The sequence below is a fragment of the Modestobacter italicus genome (assembly GCF_000306785.1).
Taxonomy (GTDB): Bacteria; Actinomycetota; Actinomycetes; order Mycobacteriales; family Geodermatophilaceae; genus Modestobacter; species Modestobacter italicus.
On the sequence record NC_017955.1, the window covers coordinates 5,283,179 to 5,302,632 of the forward strand.

A 19,454-nucleotide genomic window follows, 5' to 3' on the forward strand; every position below is an offset into this window, starting at 1 on the left:
TGTTGGTCCGCAGCCCGTACAGGAACTCCTTGCTCGGCAGCACCGACGTGTCGCCGTAGGCCTCCCGGTGGGCGCGGAACTCCTTCGTCGGCCCGGGGAACAGCAGCCGGTTGAGCGTCGGGCGCGGTTCCTCGGCCAACCCGGCGAGGTCGTCGTCGGTGAGCTCGGCGGGCGGTTCGGCGGGACGCCGCCCCTCCAGGGCCCGGCTGCGGAACGGCTCGGGCCAGCCGCCGGGCGGGTCACCCAGCTCGCCGCGTAGGAAGCCGACGACGGAGTCGGGCAGGTCGTGCGCGCCGGGGTCGGCCGCGAAGTCGGCGACCGCGACCCCGGCGCCGACCAGCTGCAGCGCCAGGTCCCCGACGACCTTCGACGACGGGGTGACCTTGACCAGCCGGCCGAGCAGCCGTCGGCGCCGCGTACATCGCCTCGACCTCCTCGAACCGCTGGCCCAGGCCCAGGGCGATGGCCTGCTGGCGCAGGTTGGACAGCTGCCCGCCGGGGATCTCGTGGGTGTACACCCGCCCGGTCGGCGCGGGCAGCCCGGACTCGAAGGGTGCGTAGACCCGGCGGACGGCCTCCCAGTAGGGCTCCAGGTCGTTGACCGCGCGCAGGTCCAGCCCGGTGGCCCGGTCGGTGTGGTCGGTCGCCGCCACGATCGACGACAGCGCCGGCTGCGACGTCGTCCCGGCCAGGGCCGCGCTGGCGCCGTCCACCGCGTCGACCCCGGCCTGCCAGGCCGCCATCAGCGTGGCCAACTGCCCGCCGGGGGTGTCGTGCGTGTGCAGGTGCACCGGCAGGTCGAAGCGCTCGCGCAGCGCCGTCACCAGCGTGGCCGCCGCCGGCGGGCGGAGCAGGCCGGCCATGTCCTTGATCGCCAGCACGTGCGCACCGGCCTCGACGATCTGCTCGGCCAGCCGGAGGTAGTAGTCCAGGGTGTACAGCTGCTCGGCCGGGTCGGACAGGTCGGCGGTGTAGCAGAGCGCGACCTCGGCGACCGCCGTCCCGGTCTCCCGGACGGCGTCGATCGCCGGGCGCATCTGGCTGACGTCGTTGAGCGCGTCGAACACCCGGAAGACGTCGATGCCGGTGCGGGCCGCCTCGGCCACGAACGCGCTCGTGACCTGCTCGGGGTACGGCGTGTAGCCGACCGTGTTGCGCCCGCGCAGCAGCATCTGCAGGCAGACGTTCGGCACGGCCTCGCGGAGTGCGGCCAGCCGGTCCCAGGGGTCCTCGTGCAGGAAGCGCAGCGCGACGTCGTAGGTCGCCCCGCCCCAGGCCTCGATGCTCAGCAGCTCGGGCGTCGCCCGCGCCACGTGGCCGGCGACGGCGACCAGGTCCTTGGTGCGCACCCGGGTGGCCAGCAGCGACTGGTGGGCGTCCCGGAACGTCGTGTCGGTGACCGCGAGCGCGGTCTGCGCGCGCAGGTCGGCGGCGAACCGCTCCGGGCCGAGCGCGCGCAGCCGGTCGCGGGAGCCCTCGGCCGGCGGCTGCCTCAGGTCCAGCCGCGGCAGCTTCTCGGTCGGGTCGACCAGGTGCGGCCGCTCGCCGTGCGGCCGGTTCACCGTCACGTCGGCCAGGTAGCTGAGCATCTTGGTGCCCCGGTCGGCCGAGGACCGGGCGGTGAGCAGCTCCGGGCGCTCCTCGATGAACGACGTCGTCACCCGGCCGGCCCGGAAGTCCGGGTCGTCCAGCACGGCCTGCAGGAACGGGATGTTGGTGCTCACCCCGCGGATGCGGAACTCGGCGACCGCCCGCCGGGCGCGGGCGACCGCGAGGTCCCAGGTGCGGCCGCGGCAGGTGAGCTTGACCAGCATCGAGTCGAAGTAGGCGCCCACCTCCGCGCCCAGGGTGGCCGCGCCGTCCAGCCGGACGCCGGCGCCGCCGGGCGAGCGGTAGGCGGTGATCCGGCCGGTGTCCGGGCGGAAGCCGTTGGCCGGGTCCTCGGTGGTGATCCGGGTCTGCAGCGCCGCGCCGCGCAGCACGATCGCGTCCTGGCTCAGCCCCAGGTCGGCCAGCGTCTCCCCCGCCGCGATCCGCAGCTGGCTCTGCACCAGGTCGACGTCGGTGACCTCCTCAGTCACCGTGTGCTCGACCTGGATCCGCGGGTTCATCTCGATGAACACGTGCCGGCCCTCGCGGTCGACGAGGAACTCCACCGTGCCGGCGCAGCTGTAGCCGATCTCCCGGGCGAACCGGACGGCGTCGGCGCACATCCGCTCCCGCAGCTCCGGGTCCAGGTTCGGGGCCGGGGCGATCTCGATGACCTTCTGGTGCCGCCGCTGCACCGAGCAGTCCCGCTCGTAGAGGTGGATGACGTTCCCCTCGCCGTCGGCGAGGACCTGCACCTCGATGTGCCGCGGGTCGAGGACCGCCTGCTCCAGGAACACGGTGGCGTCGCCGAACGCGGACTCCGCCTCCCGCATGGCCGCCTCGATCGCGCCGCGCAGCTCCGCCGGGTCGGTGACCCGGCGCATGCCGCGCCCGCCACCGCCGGCCACGGCCTTGACGAACACCGGGCCGTCGATCGCGTCGGCGGCCGCCAGCAGCGTGTCGACGTCGTCGCTGGGCTCGGTGCCGGCCAGCACCGGCAGGCCCGCGGCCCGGGCCGCGGCGATCGCCCGGGACTTGTCCCCGGTCAGCTCCAGCACCGCCGCCGACGGGCCGACGAAGGTGATCCCCGCCGCCGCGCACGCCTCGGCGAGCTCCGGGTTCTCCGAGAGGAAGCCGTAACCGGGGTAGACGGCGTCGGCGCCGGCCCGCTGGGCGGCGCGGACGATCTCGCCGACGTCCAGGTAGGCCCGCACCGGGTGCCCGGGCTCGCCGATCTCGTAGCTCTCGTCCGCCTTGAGCCGGTGCACGGAGTTGCGGTCCTCGTGCGGGAAGACCGCGACCGTCCCGGCGCCCAGCTCGTAGGCGGCACGGAACGCGCGGACGGCGATCTCGCCGCGGTTGGCGACCAGCACCTTCTCGAACACGGGGGTCCCCTCTCGTGCCGGGGTGGCCGCGGGAGCCGCCCTCGTGGGGGCAGACGCTAGCGGCGGGTCCGGTGGTGCGGCCCCGGGGCGAGATCCGTTGTGCACGATGCGTGCGCGCCGGGATCCCGGGTAGCGGGGGGAGGTGACTGCCGACGACCTCTCCTCTGCACGTGCGTTGAAGGAGGTCGTGCTGGTCACCGGCGCCTCCTCCGGCATCGGTCGGGCCAGCGCCATCGAGTTCGCCAAGCGGGGTGCCTCGCTGGTGCTGGTGTCGCGCAGCGCGACGACGCTGGTCGACGCGGCCGCCGACTGCCGGGCCGCGGGGGCCACCGCGGTCGAGTGCGTCCCGGCCGACGTCCTGGACCCGGACGCGGTGCAGGCGGCCGTCGACCGCGCCACCGGCACGTTCGGCCGGCTCGACGTCGTCGTGCACGCGGCCACCGTGATGGCCTACGGCCGGGTGGAGGACATCCAGCCCGACGTCTTCGAGCGGGTCGTCGACACCGCCGTCCAGGGCACCTTCCACGTCTTCCGGTCGGCGCTGCCGGTGCTCCGGGCGCAGCAGCGCGGCCACGTCGTCGTCATCAGCTCGCTGCTCGCCTCGATCACCGCGCCGACGATGGGCGCCTACGTCACCGCGAAGTGGGGTCAGCTCGGCCTGGTCCGCACGATCCAGCAGGAGCTGCGCGAGCTGCCCGACGTGCACGTCTCCGCGGTGGCCCCCGGCGGCACGACGACGCCGATCTACGACCAGGCCGCGACCGTGCTGGGCAACACCGGCCACCCGCCGCCGCCGGTCTACACCCCGGAGCGGGTCGCCCGGGCGGTCGTCGCCCGGATCGACACACCGCGGCGGCTCAAGCAGTCCGGGTTCGCCAACCCGGTGATCATCGCGGGGTTCCGACTGTTCCCGCCGGTGTTCGACGCGCTGGTCGGGCCGCTGCTGAAGGTCTTCGGGATGTCTCGGGACTCCGTGGCGCCGACGACCGGGAACGTGTTCGCACCGGTCCCGGAGAAGGAAGCGACCCGGGGCGACTACTTCGGCATCTGAGCGCCGTCACCCGGTGCCGGGGCGCCGCGGAGCCCGGCCGCTCCACGGGCGAGCCGGCACGCGCGTCCCAGAGCGGCCGGCCACTATGGGACAGCGCAGAGCCGTGGACTCTCGTGTGGCTAGGTTCCACCCATGCGCGAGGTGCGAGCGAACGGCCGTATGGGTGGCGACAGCGACTTTCGCTCGCCGCTGGAGTGTCCTTTGCCGTGACCGGCTTGCTGAGCTTCCGCTCGGGCGTGACCTTCGTCGGTTGCGCCGTCCTCGTGGCTGGCATCGCTTCACTGCTGTACTTCGCCTTTTCCCGACGTCGCCGGTCGAACTGAGCGGCAGACTCGGAATCTGTCCCAGAGCGGCCCCCGCAGGGACAATTGTGTGGGCGCCGTGGTTGGAGCCAGCGGGTCAGAGTTCGTCGGCAGAGGCCGCCGAGGCGCTTCCCGCCTCCTCTGCCTTCCGACGCTTGCTCAGTCGAGAGGCGTCTACCGCCAACACCATGACGGCCACGAGGCGGACGAACGCCCAGAGAGCCAAGCCCCACAACGGTGACCGCCGGCGCAGCACGACCGCGCCAGGCAGCACACCCCCAACGGCCGGCAAGACGACTGCGCCGCTGAAGATCGCCCGCGTTACCCAGCGGTCGAACCAAGGTTCGTCTTGATCCTCATCGTCCGCTGAGGCCTCAGTTGTGAGCTGCCGCCTGAGCGCTGTGGTGTACGCGTGGCTCGCCAAGAAGGTGAGCAGCGTCCCGGCGGCCGCGCCGGTCTGCACTCCCCGCTGGCGCAACAGGGCACGGAGGGCAAGCACGGCGATCTCTACCGGCGATGACCCTGCGAGCAGAGCCGCGCCCAGGATCAACTGAGCGAACCAGACACGCTGGTAGGGAGGTAGCTCCGCAAGCTTTTGCGCGATTGCAGCGCTGTCCTGCGCGCCTTCCTCACTTCGCCGCCGCAGGAGCCGCGCTGTCTGCTGCCGGGGTGTCTGCACGTCGTCATGCTGCCTGCAGAAGCGGGACCGGACTACGTCGTGCTGCTCCGATCAGCGGGGGGGGCCTCGTCGAGCGCCTCGGACGGAAGTCGCACAAAGCGGCCCACTACGGGCGACTGCCTCCGGGGTCGCCCGGCAGAGCGTTAACGTCGGCATGTGGCTACGCCTGGCTGGTTCAACAAGCGGCCTGGTGGCGCATACGCCCTGACCGCAAGCGATGCGTACTGGTGGCACAGCGCCTGCCCTTGCGAGCGGTCGTCCCCCGGCCACTGGCGGCAAATTTCAGGTCGTGGCGACGAGGGCGCCTGGGCTGCTGCGTGGCTCGACTGGCTTTGGCGGACGCACCTACAACCCCGGGGCTTCCAGCGAGCGGGCGCGCCGGCTGATCGAGTCCTGGACCTAAGCCTGTCGAAGCCTGCGGACCTCGATCGACTACGACAGGCCATGACCGCTGGCCCTGCAAGCGAGAATGAGCCGGCTCCACCGCCGCCGTTTTCATCCGCTCTATAGAGCCAAAGCTTGACGAAGGCTGTCCCGGAGCGGCCCACCATGGGACACCGCCGCCGGGCGCCAGGGTGATTTGTTTGAGGTGCCTCGCTGCGCTCATAGGGGTTCTCAGTCGTCGTAACTTTCCTGCAGGAACAGGGCGGTAAAACGGTAGCCGCGCAGGTTGTCCTGCTGCTCTGCGGATGGGCGGTGACCCCGCGCTTCGGCCTCGCGCATGTCCTTTTCTAGCCAGGTGGCGCACTGCTCGGCGTAGGCGACCAGGGCGTCGACGACGTCGCGCTCGAGAGCAGGTGGCTCGGGAAAAAGCTGCATGGAGCCAGCCTGCCCGATCTCTACAAATGCCGTCGCCACTGAGCGATGGACTAAGGAGCTGGACTGCCCCCGGTGAGAGCTCGGAGCCCGACCTGGCCGGGACGCTGCGCCGAGAGGGCCGAATGAGGAGCGCGTCGTCGCGAGGTGTCCCGTAGGCCGCCATGCGGGAGGGGCAGGCCGACTGTCTCTGAGCGGCCCACTATGGGTACTTGTGAGCTGAGCGTCGGCGTCGTTCAGGAGCGGTCGGATCCTCGCCGGGTGTTGCGCAAGAACCGGAGGACGAGACCCACCACCGCCCCCACGGCGAGCACAATCGCCATCCGAAAACTGTCATTGATGACCCAGTCTAAGAGGGCCAACAGGACCGCGAGGCCTAGAACGATCGCGATCTGAGCCTTGTTTGGCGGCCTCTCAAGATCGTCCCACGGGACAACGATCATGGGCCCAGCGCATCACCCGTTGGAGAGGCCGACACAAGCCCTCAACCCGCACAGTCTCCAAGCACTGTCCTTGACCGGCCCACTACGAGACATATGTCGCCCGGCGACCCGGCAGGCAGTATGCGGCTGTGCAACGTGTCGACGTCGAGGTCTTCCCTGTCGCGCCGGACCGGTGGATCGCGGTGATCGAAACGCCCACCGGGCAGTTCTCGACTGAGGCATCCACCCCGGTGCGAGTCGAGGACGAAGCGGGCGAGGCGATCATAAATGTCCTCGAGTGGACGCACTTCGAGATGAGGCTCCTCGACGACCTTGGTGGCACCTGGTCACCCGCAGCTGCAGATGAACAGGCTGCTCGGCTGCTCGCGCCTTAGCGGCCCACCCTGAGTCAACGGGCCCTGCATGGCCTCACGGGATGACCCATCTGGCCAAAGCGGCGTGGATGAGTCCCTTCTGCGCTCCCATAGGGAGGCTTGCCGTGATTGCGGCCGCCCGATCACCCCTACGAGGGAACCACGGCCATGTCTTTAGACCATGGCCGTCGGGACTGTCCGCTTGCGTGAGAGCGTCGTGCGATGACTGACCTGACGCCCACCGGTTCGTGCTTCTGTGGATGCGGTGGAGCTACGAAGCCGGGCCGCTTCTTCGTGCAGACGCACGACCGTGTCGCCGAAACGGCGGTGATTCGCCAAAACTACGGGTCGATCGCGGCCTTCGTTGTTGCTCACGGCTACGGCCCAGATTCGGCAGTCCCGCGGTCCGGATCCGGGCTCTAGGCGGGTCAGCCGCTCGTTAGGCGCGAAGGCGATCAACTCGCCGCCAGCGATGCGCACGCGGTGCGTAGACATGCGGCCGGAAGTCTCCACAGAGCCGCCCTTCAGGACGGTCGCGATACTAAGCGGCTCCGAAGGTGGGGGATGAGCCGACTTCCGGGGTCGCCCTGCTGCCTAGCGCATGGCCCCGCGAGGCGGAATGCCAGGACCGGGCCACGGCGCCTGGCCGAAGACTCCAAGATTCTTCTTCTTTGCCGTTCCGCCAAAAGCCTCGGCAGTGCCGATTACGGCGTATCCCTTCGATGCAGCCTTCAAGAGCGCGGGCTGCCAGATGGCGGCCATTTCCCGCGGCAGGTATCCCACCGGCTGTCCCTCGGCGAGGACGGCAACAGCGTTCCGATCGTGCGGATTGCGCGGCTCTGGATGCAACACGATCTCGAACTCGCCGCTGTCGGCCGCGCGGCTCACACGCCGAATGTGTTCCTGGTACGCCAACTCGCCAACGATATCGATACTGATCGACTCACCCTCGACGCGTCGCTGAGGGCTACCGGCCGACTTGGCTTTCAGCAAATCCAGCAACTTCCCCACGGGTGCCTCCTCGGATCACTCGCCAGCGGTCGCATCGAACGTGGCCATCGCCGCGAAACAGACGCGACGAAACGACCATCGGCAGAGGGACTTCGGATCGTGACCCCAGCCGCAGCCGCCTCAGCAGGCGAGCACCCCCTTTGGGCACAGGTCGACGCCTGAACCCAGCGCGACCGCAGAGGAGTGAGCGTCGAGCCGGCCACGTGGGAACGGCTGTCCCATAGGCCGCCTTCTGAGCGGGTATGTGAGAAGCGGCATCGATCCCTCGCTGCAATTCAATTGGTCGCCCTCGGACGTCCAGAAACTGTCGTACCCCGTCCGTAGGTTGGGTGCATGACGGGGGCGGGGGTGCAGGTGCTGGTGGACCTGGTGTGGGAGCACCCGGTCATCCGGCCGCGGCCGCCGGTGTCCTGGTTGTCGGATGAGGAGCGGGCTGTCGAGCTGCAGCGGGCGCAGCAGCAGCAGGCCCGGATCGCCGCCTACGAGGCCGAGCTGATCATGTCCATGGCCGCGGCCCGCCCGGCCACCGATGACCCCGCGCCGGGCACACCGGGTGCCCGCCGGCCGGGCTGGGCGGTGGACGAGGGTTACGACGGGCCCAGTGAGTTCTTCACCGCGGAGTTGTCGGCGGTGCTCAACGTGGGCCGGGGTACCGCCGCGCACCGGTATGCCCGGGCGCACACCTGGCTGACGAAGCTGCCGGCCACGTTCGCTGCGCTGGCGGCCGGGGAGCTGGACGAGCGGCGGGCTGCGCAGCTGGCCGAGGTGCTGCAGCACACCAGCGCCGAGGTGGCCGGGCAGGTGGAGGCGGCGCTGCTGCCGGAGGCCACGGACCTGGCGGTGACCCGGCTGAAGGCCAAGGCCACCGAGTTGATGGTGCAGCTGGACGCCGCCGCCGCCGACCAGCGCCGGAAAGAAGCTGACAAGGCCGCTGACGTGCACCTGTACCCCTCGGCGAGTGACGGGCGGGCGACGCTGGCCGCGGATCTGCCGGCCGAGGAGGCTGTCGAGTGTTACGACATCGTCGACCAGCTGGCGAAGATGCTGAAGGCCGACGGTGACCCGCGCCGGATCGGGGCGCTGCGGGCGCATGTGCTGTCGCTGCTGATCCGCCGGCCGGCCGACAACGGCCTGCCGCCGGTGAGCGCGAATGTGACCGTGACCGCCGACGTGGACTCCCTTGGCGGGACTGGCAGCAGCGCCGGTGAGGTGAACGGGCTGCCGATCACCGCCGCCCACGTCCGCGAGCTCCTCGCCCGCGTGAGCTCGCTCGGGCTCACCGCCCCCGACGGCGGGACGCTCAGCTTCGCCATCACCGGCCCGAATGGGGAGCTGCTGGCCACCCTCACCCCCGCCGAACTCACCAGGCTGGCCCGCCGCGGCTGCACCACCCACCCCGACAGCCAGTGCGCTTGCCCGGTGACCGGCCCGCCGCCGGCGACCGACGCCTACGAACCCACCGATCGCCAGCGGGCCTTCGTCACCACCCGGGACCGGCGGTGCCGGTTCCCCAACTGCGGGCAACGCGTCGGCTGGGCCGACCTCGACCACGTCATTCCCGCCGCCTGCGGCGGCGCCACCGACTGCGCCAACCTCTGCTGCCTGTGCCGCTCCCACCACCGGCTCAAGACCTTCGCGCCGGGCTGGCACTTCGCCATGACCGACGACGGGGTGCTCACCGTGACCACCCCCTCCGGCGTCACCCGGACGACCCGACCACCGGGCATGCGACCACCACCAGCACCCGCTGGACCCGAACCACCGCAGTCCGCCGACGACCCGCCGCCGTTCTAGTGCACGCAGCCCCGATCAGACGCCAGGGGAGGATGGCGCCGTGACCGACGTGCGCACCGGGTTCTCCGCCGAGGTCTCCCAGGCCGCCCGCCGGTTGGCCGGCGTCGCCGAACGGACGCCGCTGCAGCGCAACGCCCGGCTGTCCGAGCTCACCGGCGCCGCCGTCTGGGTCAAGCGCGAGGACCTGCAGGTGGGCCGCTCGTACAAGGTCCGCGGGGCCTACAACACGATCAGCCAGCTCGACGCCGCCAGCCGCGCGGTCGGCGCCGTGACCGCCAGCGCCGGCAACCACGGGCAGGGCGTGGCCTACGCCTGCCGGGTGCTCGGCGTCCGTGGCAAGGTCTTCGTGCCCGGCACCACGCCGCGGCAGAAGCGGCAGCGGATCGCCGCCCTCGGCGGGGACATGGTCGAGCTCGTCGTCCTCGGCGACACCTACGACGACGCGGCGGCGGCCGCGGCCGCGCACGCCCTCGCGACCGGCGCCACGCTGGTGCCCGCCTTCGACGCGCCGTCCACCGTCGCCGGGCAGGCCACCGTCGCGGTCGAGGTGCTCGAGCAGCTGGGCAGCGTGCCCGACGTCGTCGTCCTCCCCGTCGGCGGAGGCGGCCTGCTCGCCGGCTGCGCCACCTGGCTGCGGGAGACCGCACCCGGCGTCCGGGTGGTCGGCGTGGAACCGGCCGGAGCCGCCGGGATGGCCGCCGCCCTGGCCGCCGGGCACCCGGTGGAGCTCGCCGAGATCGACACCTTCGTCGACGGCGCCGCCGTGCGCCGGGTCGGCGACGTCACCTTCCCGCTCGTCCGCGACGCCGGCTGCGAGCTGGTGACCGTGCCCGAAGGGCAGATCTGCACCGAGATGCTCGACCTCTACCAGGTCGACGGGGTCATCGCCGAGCCGGCGGGCGCCCTGGCCAGCGCCGCGCTGACCGGCGGCCGCGTCACCGTCGAGCCCGGGCAGACGGTGGTGAGCCTGCTGTCGGGCGGCAACAACGACGTCAGCCGGTACGCCGAGGTCGTAGAGCGATCCCTGGTGCACCGCGGGCTGAAGCACTACTTCCTCGTCGAGTTCCCGCAGGAACCCGGCGCGTTGCGCCGGTTCCTCGACGAGGTGCTCGGCCCCGACGACGACATCGTGCTGTTCGAGTACGTCAAGCGCGACAACCGGGAGACCGGGGCGGCGCTGACCGGGATCGAGCTCGGCAGCGCCGCCGGCCTCGCCCCGCTCATGGCCCGGATCGAGGCCGGCCCGCTCAAGATCCAGCACCTCGCCCCCGGCACGACCGCCTACCGCTTCCTGGTCTGACGGCGTGCCGGGGGCGGGCCGGCGCCGCTAGGGCTCGACGGTCACCTTGATGGCCTCGCCGTTCTGCACGATGGAGAAGGCGTCGAGCACGCGCTCCAGCGGCAGCCGCTCGGTGATCAGGTCCTTGACCGGGACCTGCCCGCTGGAGATGTACTCCAGCGCCCGCTTGTTGTGCTCCGGGGCCGACCCGTTCGCACCGTGGATGTGCAACTGGCGGTAGTGCACCAGGTTCGAGTCGCAGGTGATCGTCGGGTTCGTCTTCGGCAGCCCGCCGAAGAAGGAGATGCGCCCGTTGCGGGCGGCCATCGCGATCGCCTGCTCCTGGGTGACGTTCGCCGCGGTGGCGGTGATGACGACGTCCGCGCCGCGGCCTCCGGTGAGCTCCATGACCCGCGCGACCACGTCGACCTCGGCACCGTTGATGACCTCGTCGGGCTGCACGGCGTCGGCCGACATCTTCAGCCGCTCGGCGTTGACGTCGACCAGGACGACCGTGCCGACCTTGTGGACACCGCGCGCGATGCGGATGTGCATGCAGCCGATCGGGCCGGCCCCGAAGACGACGAGCGTGTCGCCCTCCTCGATGCCCAGCAACTCCTGCGCGTTGATGGCGCACGCGAAGGGCTCGGCGGCCGAGGCCTCGTCGTAGCCGACGTTGTCCGGGATCCGGTTGAGCCCGTCCACCGCCAGCACCTGCTGCGGCACGATCATGTACTCGGCGAACCCGCCGTCGTACTGGTAACCGATCGAGGTCTGGTTCTGGCACACGGCCATCCAGCCCTTGCGGCACTCGTGGCAGTGCCCGCAGGGCACCGCCGCGATCACCTGCACCCGGTCACCCGGCGCCCACTGCGAGCCGTACGTGGCGTTGACGTCGGAGCCGACCTCCACCACCTCACCGGCGATCTCGTGCCCGATGGTCCGCGGCGGGGTGAGGTTCTGGTGCCCGTTGTGGAAGATCTTGACGTCGGTGCCGCAGGTCGAGCAGTTCTTCACCTTGATCTTGATCTCGCCGGGGCCGCACTCGGGCTCGGGGACGTCCTCGAGCCGTACGTCCTCCGGGGCGTGGAACCGCAGGGCCTTCATGTCGTCCTCCGGGTGGTGCGTGGGTGGTGGCGCCCCTCGGGCGCCCGGTGCAGCTGCGACCGCTGCCGGTGTCGCTGGTCACTGTAGAGCCGGGTCGGGCCGCCCGGTTGAGTGGTACTCCTTGCGATTGTGTGGGTTTCTCCCCCTTGACCACACCTCAGACGCCAGATATACAGACAACCACAGATCGTCGTGACTGGAGTCACACCGCGACGATCCTCCCGTCCTCCGGCCTGAGCGACCCACGTCGACCGGTCACAGATCCCTGCTCAGAGAGGTCTTCCATGGCCACGACTGCCCACTCGGCCGCCCGCTCGGGAGGGATGCGCCTCCACGTCCAGCGGTTCGGGACGTTCCTGTCGAACATGGTGCTGCCCAACATCGGCGCGTTCATCGCGTGGGGGCTCATCACCGCGCTGTTCATCGAGACCGGCTGGATCACCCTGATCGGTGACAAGCTCGGCTACACCGGCGGCTACGGCTTCGTCGAGGACCTCGGCGCCTGGGGCTCCGGCGTCGACGGCGCCGGGATCGTCGGCCCGATGATCACCTACCTGCTGCCGCTGCTCATCGGCTACACCGGCGGCCGGATGATGTACGACGACAACATCCGCGGCGGCGTGGTGGGCGCGATCGCGACCATGGGCGCCATCACCGGCGCCAGCGTCCCGATGTTCCTCGGCGCGATGGTGATGGGCCCGCTGGCGGGCTGGTCGATGAAGAAGCTCGACGCCCTGTGGTCGCACAAGATCCGCCCCGGCTTCGAGATGCTGGTCAACAACTTCTCCGCCGGCATCTGGGGCGGTTTCCTCGCGATCGTCGGGTTCGTCATCGCCGGGCCGTTCGTCGAGGCGTTCAGCACGCTCGCGTCGAACCTGGTCGACACGCTCGTCGACAACGGGCTGCTGCCGCTGACCTCGATCTTCATCGAGCCGGCGAAGATCCTGTTCCTCAACAACGCGATCAACCAGGGCATCCTGACGCCGCTCGGCACGACCGAGGCCCAGGAGGCGGGCAAGTCGATCCTCTTCCTGCTCGAGGCGAACCCGGGCCCGGGCCTGGGCCTGCTGCTGGCCTTCGCCCTCTTCGGCAAGGGTGTCGCCAAGGCCTCGGCGCCCGGCGCGATCATCATCCAGTTCCTGGGCGGGATCCACGAGATCTACTTCCCCTACGTGCTGATGAAGCCCAAGCTGGTCGTGGCGGTCATCCTCGGCGGCATGACCGGCGTTGCGACCAACGTCGTCTTCAACTCCGGCCTCCGGTCGCCGGCGTCCCCCGGCTCGATCATCGCCGTCTGGGCCGCGGCGCCGCCGAGCAGCCTGGTCGGCGTCACCGCCTCGGTGCTCCTCGCCGCCGCCGTGTCCTTCATCGTCGCCGCCTTCCTGCTCAAGCTGGACAAGTCCGACGACGGCGACCTCGCCACCGCGACAGCGGACATGGAGGCCCGCAAGGGCAAGAAGTCGTCGATCGCCTCGGCGCTGGTCGGCACGGGCGCGGCCACCGGCAACGGCCCGATCCGCTCGATCGTCTTCGCCTGCGACGCCGGGATGGGCTCCTCCGCCATGGGCGCCTCGGTGCTCCGGAAGAAGGTGCACGGGGCCGGGTTCACCGACGTCACCGTGGTCAACAAGGCCATCTCCAACCTGACCGACAGCTACGACCTCGTGGTCACCCACGAGGACCTCACCGAGCGCGCCGAGCAGCGGACGGGGTCGGCCCGTCACGTGTCGGTCGCGAACTTCATGGACAGCCCGCGGTACGACGAGATCGTCGAGCTGCTCCGGGAGACCAACGGCGGGGCCGGGTCCGGCGCCGGCACGGCGGCCACCGCCGCCGGGACCGACCGGCCGGCGACCGGCGACCAGGGCGGCGAGCTGCTGTCGCCGGACAGCATCGTGCTCGACGGGACCGGCTCGACCCGGGACGCGGCGATCACCGAGGCCGGCGAGCTGCTGGTCGCGGCAGGAGCCGTCGACCCGGGCTACGTCCAGGCCATGCACGACCGCGAGCAGTCGGTGTCGACCTACATGGGCAACCTGCTGGCCATCCCGCACGGCACGAACGAGGCCAAGCCGGCGATCCGGCACACCGCGATCTCGTTCGTCCGCTACCCGCAGGGGATCGACTGGAAGGGCAAGGAGGTCAAGTTCGTCATCGCCGTCGCCGGTGCCGGCGACGACCACCTGAAGCTGCTCGGCAAGATCGCGGAGGTCTTCGTGGACCGCGAGCAGGTCGCCCGGCTCGAGGCCGCCCGGACCCCGGCCGACGTCCTGGCCGTGCTCCGCGCCATGCAGCCCGCCTGACCGACCCCCGCGCTCGACGGCGACGGCCCGGCCCCCACGGGGGTCGGGCCGTCGCCGTCAGCGGGCCTGGCCGTCAGCGGGCGTAGCGGACGGCGGCGCGGGCACGGGCCTGCGCGGCCAGCACCTCGCGATCCTTGGGCGGCGCGGTGGTGACCAGGTCGGCGAGCAGGTGCTCGGTCGCGTGCGCGATCTCCTCGACGGCCCGGTCGAACGCGGCCTGGTTGGCCTGGGACGGCTTCGCCGCCCCGCTCACCTTGCGCACGTACTGCAGCGCGGCGGCCCGCACCTCGTCGGAGGTGGTCGCCGGCTCCAGGTTGTGCAGGACGTGGATGTTCCGACACATGGCGGGCACCTTAGGCGCTCGGCGCCACCAGGGGACCCCGTCGTCAGCGGGCGAGGGCGAAGCCGGAGCCGCCGGCGACCGTCGTCCGGTCGGTGCCGCCCTTGGCCAGCGCCCGGCTGATCACCATCCGCTGGATCTGGTTGGTGCCTTCGAAGATCTGCATGACCTTCGCCTCGCGCATGTACCGCTCCACCGGGAAGTCGCGGGTGTAGCCGTACCCGCCGAAGACCTGGACGGCGTCGGTGGTCACCTTCATCGCGTTGTCGGTCGCCACCAGCTTGGCGATGGACGCCTGCCGGCCGTAGGGCTGACCGGCGTCGCGCAGCCGGGCGGCGGCCAGGTACATTGCCCGGGAGGTCTCCACCGCGGCCGCCATGTCGGCGAGCAGGAAGCCCAGCCCCTGGTGCTCGATGATCGGGACGCCGAAGGTCTCCCGCTCCCGGGCGTAGGCCACCGCGTCGTCCAGCGCGCCCTGGGCCAGCCCGGTGGCGACCGCGGCGATGCCCAGCCGCCCGGCGTCCAGCCCGGACAGCGCGATCGGCAGCCCCTCGCCCTCGGCACCCAGCAGCCGGTCGGCGTCGATGCGCACGCCCTCGAAGCGCATGGTCGCCGTGGTCGAGCCGGTCAGCCCCATCTTCCGCTCGGCCGGGTCCGCGGAGAGCCCGGCGGCGTCGGCCGGCACCAGGAAGCAGGAGATGCCGCGCGACCGGTCGTCGGAGGTGCGCGCCATGACCTTGTAGAAGTCGGCCTGCCCGCCGTGCGTCGTCCAGGCCTTGTCGCCGGTGAGCACGTAGGAGTCGCCGTCGCGGACCGCGCGGGCGCGCATCGCCGCCGGGTCGGAGCCGGCGTGCGGCTCGGAGAGGCAGTAGGCGCCGAGCAGCTCGCCGCCGAGCATGTCCGGCAGCCAGCGCTGCTGCTGCTCGGGCGTGCCGCGGGTGGCCAGCCCGAAGCAGGACAGCCCGTGCACGCTCACGCCCACCCCGACGCTGGCCCACACCGCGGCGAGCTCCTCCAGCACCTGCAGGTAGACCTCGTAGGGTTGCCCGCCGCCGCCGACGTCCTCGCCGTACGGCAGGCCGAGCAGCCCGGCCCGCCCCAGCGTGCGGAACACGTCGCGCGGGAAGGCCTCGTCGGCCTCGGCCTGCACGACGCGTGGCGCGAGCTCGTCGCGGGCCAGCTGCCGGGTGAGGTCGAGCAGGTCGGCCGCCTCCTGCGAGGGGACCAGGCGAGAGACGGGCACAACGCACCTCCGGGGCTCCGGGACGACGCCGTCCCGGACTCGTGTCAGTACTCAGGGACTGTACGCAGTACTCCGACCGCGTGCCTTGTTACTGTCCGGTACCCACGAGGAGGCCGGATGACGTCGCTGGACACGCGGTCCACCCGCACCCAGGCGCGCCGCGAGGAGCTCCTCGACGAGCTGGTCGCGCTGGTGCTGGCCGAGGGGTTCGGCGCGTTCACCCTCGACGACCTCGCCCGGCGGCTGCACTGCTCGAAGAGCACCCTCTACGGCCTGGCGGCGAGCAAGGAGCAGCTGGTCGTCGCCGTGGTCAAGCGCTTCTTCCAGCGGGCGACCGTCGCCGTGGAGGAGCGGGCCGCCGTCCCGGTCGACCACCGCGAGCAGCTCAGCGCCTACCTGCTGGCCGTCGCCGAGCGGCTGCAGCCGGCCTCCCCCGCGTTCTTCGCCGACGTCGCCGCGTTCGCGCCGGCCCGGGAGATCTACGAGCGCAACACCCGCTCGGCCGCGGCGCGGGTGCAGCGGATGGTCACCGACGGCGTCGCCGCGGGGACCATCCGCCCGGTGCACGCCTCGTTCGTCGGCGCTGCGGTCGCCGCCGTGATGGCCGCCATCCACCGCGGCGAGATCACCGCGGTCACCGGCCTGGACGACGCCGCCGCCTACCGGGAGCTCGCCGACCTCGTCGTCGCCGGCACCGCCCCACGGGGAGACCGCGCGCCGGCTGGGTAAGGTGAGCCTCACCTGCCCGCCGTCCCCAGGAGCCGCACGTGGCGCAGAGCACGGCCACCCGGCCCCCGGCGGAGGCCCGCGCCCCCCGCGGCGGGCTGCTGCGCGGCGCCGCGTCCCGCACGCTCGGGCTCTGGCTGCTGCTGGCCCTCACCGTCGCGGTCTGCGCGCTGAGCATCGCCGTCGGCACCCGCTCGATCGGCCTCGGCACGGTCTGGCACGCCCTCCTCGACGGCAGCACGCCGGGCGACGAGACGGTCATCGTCCGCCAGCTCCGGGTGCCCCGCACCCTCCTCGGCCTGCTCGCCGGGCTGAGCCTGGGCGTCGCCGGCGCCCTCATGCAGGGCCACACCCGCAACCCGCTCGGCGACCCGGGCCTGCTCGGCGTGACCGCCGGCGCCTCGTTCGCCGTGGTGCTCTCCATCTGGCTGTTCGGCGTCTCCACCGCGTCGGGCTACATCTGGTTCGCCTTCGCCGGCGCGCTGCTCGGCAGCGTCGCGGTGTACCTGATCGGCTCCTCCGGCCGCGGCGGCGCGACGCCGGTCAGCCTGGCCCTGGCCGGGTCGTCGCTGAGCTTCCTGCTCTACGCCCTGGTCCAGGCGATCACCATCCGCGAGACGACCGCGCTGGACGCCTTCCGGTTCTGGGTCGTGGGCGCGCTCGCCGGCCGGGACGCCGACGTCGTCGCCCAGATCGCGCCGTTCGTCGTCCTCGGCCTGGTGCTGGCCATGGTCAACGCCCCCGCCCTGAACCTGCTCGGCCTCGGTGAGGACGTCGCCCGCGGGCTGGGCACCCGGATCTGGCTCGCCCGCGGGACCGGTCTGCTGGCCATCACCCTGCTCACCGGCGCGGCCACCGCCGGCTGCGGCCCGATCGCCTTCGTCGGGCTGGTCGTGCCGCACGTGGCGCGGGCCGTCACCGGGCCCGACCACCGCTGGCTGGTCCCGTACTCCGCCCTGCTCGGAGTGGTGTTCCTGCTGCTCGCCGACGTGCTCGGCCGGGTGGTCGCCCGCCCCGGCGAGCTGCAGGTCGGCATCGTGCTCGCCGTCGTGGGTGCACCCTTCTTCATCGCCCTGGTCCGCCGCCGCAAGCTGGCCGCGCTGTGACCGCGGTGGCGCCCACGCGCGCTCCCGCGGCCCGGCCGGACCCGCGGCGCACGCTCCGGGTCGGCCGATTCTCGACGGTCTACCGGCGCCGCCAGCTCGCCGTCCCGCTGCTCGTCCTCGTGGTGCTCGTGCTGGCCGCCGCCGTCAGCCTCGGCCGCGGCGACTACCCGATCAGCGTGGTCGACGTGCTGCGGGTGCTCGTCGGCGCGGGCGACGACACCCAGCATTTCATCGTGCTCGAGCTGCGGGCGCCCCGGATCGCCGTCGCCGTGCTGGTCGGGGTCGCGCTGGGCATCTCCGGCGCGCTCATCCAGACCTTCGCCCGCAACCCGCTGGCCAGCCCGGACATCCTGGGCGTCACCGGCGGTGCCGCGGTGGGCGCGGTCGCGGTGATCGTGCTGGGCGGGACGACGACGGCCAGCCGGCTGCTCGGCGGGCTCGGCCTGCCCGCCGCCGCCCTGGCCGGTGGCCTGCTGATGGCGCTGCTGGTGTTCGGCCTGGCCTGGAACCAGGGACTCGACGGCTACCGGCTGGTGCTGGTCGGCATCGGGCTGTCCGCGATGGCGCTGGCGGTGGTCCGCTACCTGCTCACCCGCAGCACGATCCAGGACGCCGCGGTCGCCAACGTCTGGATCACCGGCTCGCTCAACGGCCGCGGGTGGGACCAGGCGCTGCCGCTGGCCGTCGCGCTGCTGGTCCTGCTGCCGGTCTCGCTGGCGCTGAGCCGGGTGCTCGGCGCGCTGCAGTTCGGCGACGACACCGCCCGCGGGCTGGGCGTGCGGGTGCCGCTGGCGCAGGCGGTCACCGTGGTGGTCGCGGTCGCGCTGGCCGCCTTCGCGGTGTCCGCGGCCGGGCCGATCCAGTTCGTCGCGCTCGTCGTCCCGCAGATCGCCGTCCGGCTGACCGGTGGCTCCCGGCCGCCGCTGCTGGCCGCCGGGCTGCTGGGCGCGCTGCTGGTCGTGGGCAGCGACCTGGTGGCCCGCACGGTGCTGCCCGACTCGTTCCCGGTCGGCGTGGTCACGTCCGTCGTCGGCGCCCCCTACCTGCTCTGGCTCCTGGTCCGCGGAAGGCGGCGATCCACCCTGTGACCGCTCTCGACAGCACCTCGACGACGACCGCGGTACGGCTGGCCGCCGACGGCGTCCGGCTGGCCTACGGCGACAAGGTCGTGGTCGCCGACCTGGACCTGCAGCTCACCGACGGGTCGTTCACCGCGATCGTCGGCCCCAACGGCTGCGGCAAGTCCACCCTGCTCCGCGCGCTCGGCCGGCTGCTGCGCCCCACCGCCGGCTCGGTGCTGCTGGACGGCCGGGCGATCACCTCGACGCCGACCAAGGAGGTCGCCAAGGTCCTGGGCCTGCTGCCGCAGACGCCGCTGGCACCCGAGGGGCTCACCGTCGCCGACCTGGTCGCGCGCGGCCGGCACCCGCACCAGAGCTGGCTGCGGCAGTGGTCCTCCGACGACGAGGCCGTCGTCACCGAGGCGCTGAGCTGGACCGACATGGCCGACCTCGCCGACTCCCCGGTCGACGCGCTCTCCGGCGGGCAGCGGCAGCGCGCCTGGATCTCGATGGCCCTCGCCCAGGGCACCGACCTGCTGCTGCTCGACGAGCCGACCACCTACCTCGACCTCGCCCACCAGGTCGACGTGCTGGAGCTGGTCGGCCGGCTGCACGCCGAGCGCGGCCGGACCGTCGTCGTCGTCCTGCACGACCTCAACCTGGCCGCCCGCTACGCCGAGCGGTTGGTGGCGATGAAGGACGGCGTGCTGGTCGCCTCCGGCACGCCCGAGGAGGTGCTCACCGAGCAGCTGCTCGCCGAGGTGTTCGAGCTGGAGGCACGGGTGGTGCCCGACCCGGTCACCGGCACCCCGATGGTCGTCCCGGTCCGCCGGCTGCGCTGAGCGGAGTCCCAGCGCTCGGGAGG

The 19,454-nt window shown here is 72.1% G+C and carries 15 protein-coding genes and 1 pseudogene; 9 read left to right on the plus strand and 7 right to left on the minus strand.

Features of this window, described 5'->3' with window-relative positions; translation table 11 throughout:
* Window positions 1–16 precede the first annotated feature (16 nt).
* Window positions 17–3,209: pseudogene (locus MODMU_RS25120) on the minus strand (pyruvate carboxylase); the annotation flags it as partial.
* Between MODMU_RS25120 and MODMU_RS25125 the strand changes: the two are divergent.
* Window positions 3,118–4,026 carry an SDR family NAD(P)-dependent oxidoreductase gene (locus MODMU_RS25125; protein WP_014743231.1) on the plus strand — a complete coding sequence of 303 codons (909 nt, stop codon included), beginning with the start codon at window positions 3,118–3,120 and terminating at the stop codon, window positions 4,024–4,026. The pseudogene MODMU_RS25120 and the gene MODMU_RS25125 sit on opposite strands and share 92 nt — an antisense overlap.
* Window positions 4,027–4,425: 399 nt before the next feature.
* Here the strand turns inward: MODMU_RS25125 and MODMU_RS25130 are convergent, their stop codons facing one another.
* Together MODMU_RS25130 and MODMU_RS27390 are read right to left on the minus strand one after the other, a co-directional pair.
* Window positions 4,426–5,007 carry a hypothetical protein gene (locus MODMU_RS25130; RefSeq protein ID WP_014743232.1) on the minus strand — a complete coding sequence of 194 codons (582 nt, stop codon included), beginning with the start codon at window positions 5,005–5,007 and terminating at the stop codon, window positions 4,426–4,428.
* Between the two features lie 615 nt (window positions 5,008–5,622).
* Window positions 5,623–5,865: a hypothetical protein gene (locus MODMU_RS27390; RefSeq protein ID WP_051144080.1), complete on the minus strand. Its 243-nt coding sequence runs from the start codon at window positions 5,863–5,865 to the stop codon at window positions 5,623–5,625.
* 529 nt (window positions 5,866–6,394) lie between these two features.
* Here MODMU_RS27390 and MODMU_RS25145 point away from each other — a divergent pair.
* Window positions 6,395–6,640: a hypothetical protein gene (locus tag MODMU_RS25145; RefSeq protein ID WP_014743236.1), complete on the plus strand. Its 246-nt coding sequence runs from the start codon at window positions 6,395–6,397 to the stop codon at window positions 6,638–6,640.
* A 573-nt stretch (window positions 6,641–7,213) separates the two neighbouring features.
* Here the strand turns inward: MODMU_RS25145 and MODMU_RS25150 are convergent.
* Window positions 7,214–7,630 carry an HIRAN domain-containing protein gene (locus MODMU_RS25150; RefSeq protein WP_014743239.1) on the minus strand — a complete coding sequence of 139 codons (417 nt, stop codon included), beginning with the start codon at window positions 7,628–7,630 and terminating at the stop codon, window positions 7,214–7,216.
* 333 nt (window positions 7,631–7,963) lie between these two features.
* On the opposite strand from MODMU_RS25150, the gene MODMU_RS25155 reads away from it, so the two are divergent.
* Both MODMU_RS25155 and ilvA read left to right on the plus strand, forming a co-directional pair.
* A complete protein-coding gene (locus MODMU_RS25155; RefSeq protein ID WP_014743240.1) occupies window positions 7,964–9,424 on the plus strand; it encodes an HNH endonuclease signature motif containing protein in 1,461 nt (486 codons plus the stop codon).
* Between the two features lie 40 nt (window positions 9,425–9,464).
* Window positions 9,465–10,724, plus strand: coding sequence for a threonine ammonia-lyase IlvA (gene ilvA / locus MODMU_RS25160; protein WP_014743241.1), 1,260 nt, complete (start codon window positions 9,465–9,467; stop codon window positions 10,722–10,724).
* A gap of 27 nt (window positions 10,725–10,751) precedes the next feature.
* Here ilvA and MODMU_RS25165 read toward each other — a convergent pair whose 3' ends face one another.
* A complete protein-coding gene (locus MODMU_RS25165; RefSeq protein ID WP_014743242.1) occupies window positions 10,752–11,810 on the minus strand; it encodes a zinc-dependent dehydrogenase in 1,059 nt (352 codons plus the stop codon).
* Window positions 11,811–12,094: 284 nt separating this feature from the next.
* Here MODMU_RS25165 and MODMU_RS25170 point away from each other — a divergent pair, with 284 nt between their 5' ends.
* The gene (locus MODMU_RS25170; RefSeq protein WP_014743243.1) at window positions 12,095–14,113 is read left to right on the plus strand and encodes a PTS mannitol transporter subunit IICBA; all 2,019 of its coding nucleotides are present in this window, start codon (window positions 12,095–12,097) and stop codon (window positions 14,111–14,113) included.
* 73 nt (window positions 14,114–14,186) lie between these two features.
* Here the strand turns inward: MODMU_RS25170 and MODMU_RS25175 are convergent, their stop codons facing one another.
* Window positions 14,187–14,456 carry a DUF2277 domain-containing protein gene (locus MODMU_RS25175; RefSeq protein WP_014743244.1) on the minus strand — a complete coding sequence of 90 codons (270 nt, stop codon included), beginning with the start codon at window positions 14,454–14,456 and terminating at the stop codon, window positions 14,187–14,189.
* Between the two features lie 43 nt (window positions 14,457–14,499).
* Window positions 14,500–15,696: an acyl-CoA dehydrogenase family protein gene (locus MODMU_RS25180; protein ID WP_014743245.1), complete on the minus strand. Its 1,197-nt coding sequence runs from the start codon at window positions 15,694–15,696 to the stop codon at window positions 14,500–14,502.
* A gap of 117 nt (window positions 15,697–15,813) precedes the next feature.
* Here MODMU_RS25180 and MODMU_RS25185 point away from each other — a divergent pair, with 117 nt between their 5' ends.
* The 4 genes from MODMU_RS25185 to MODMU_RS25200 are packed head-to-tail and all read left to right on the plus strand — an operon-like array spanning window position 15,814 to window position 19,431.
* Complete coding sequence (locus tag MODMU_RS25185) at window positions 15,814–16,425, plus strand: TetR/AcrR family transcriptional regulator (protein ID WP_014743246.1); 612 nt, start codon at window positions 15,814–15,816, stop codon at window positions 16,423–16,425.
* A gap of 38 nt (window positions 16,426–16,463) precedes the next feature.
* On the plus strand, window positions 16,464–17,528 hold the full coding sequence (locus MODMU_RS25190; protein WP_014743247.1) for a FecCD family ABC transporter permease: 1,065 nt from the start codon (window positions 16,464–16,466) through the stop codon (window positions 17,526–17,528).
* A 5-nt stretch (window positions 17,529–17,533) separates the two neighbouring features.
* Window positions 17,534–18,616, plus strand: coding sequence for a FecCD family ABC transporter permease (locus MODMU_RS25195; protein ID WP_014743248.1), 1,083 nt, complete (start codon window positions 17,534–17,536; stop codon window positions 18,614–18,616).
* Complete coding sequence (locus tag MODMU_RS25200) at window positions 18,613–19,431, plus strand: ABC transporter ATP-binding protein (protein ID WP_014743249.1); 819 nt, start codon at window positions 18,613–18,615, stop codon at window positions 19,429–19,431. Before MODMU_RS25195 ends, MODMU_RS25200 begins: the two co-directional genes overlap by 4 nt.
* Window positions 19,432–19,454: the final 23 nt, after the last annotated feature.

Bases quoted from the DNA above. Each gene is read 5' to 3' on its own strand.
- MODMU_RS25185 (WP_014743246.1), top strand. From the start codon at position 15,814: ATGACGTCGCTGGACACGCGGTCCACCCGCACCCAGGCGCGCCGCGAG.
- MODMU_RS25165 (WP_014743242.1), bottom strand. From the start codon at position 11,810: ATGAAGGCCCTGCGGTTCCACGCCCCGGAGGACGTACGGCTCGAGGAC.
- MODMU_RS25155 (WP_014743240.1), top strand. From the start codon at position 7,964: ATGACGGGGGCGGGGGTGCAGGTGCTGGTGGACCTGGTGTGGGAGCAC.
- MODMU_RS25175 (WP_014743244.1), bottom strand. From the start codon at position 14,456: ATGTGTCGGAACATCCACGTCCTGCACAACCTGGAGCCGGCGACCACC.
- MODMU_RS25170 (WP_014743243.1), top strand. From the start codon at position 12,095: ATGGCCACGACTGCCCACTCGGCCGCCCGCTCGGGAGGGATGCGCCTC.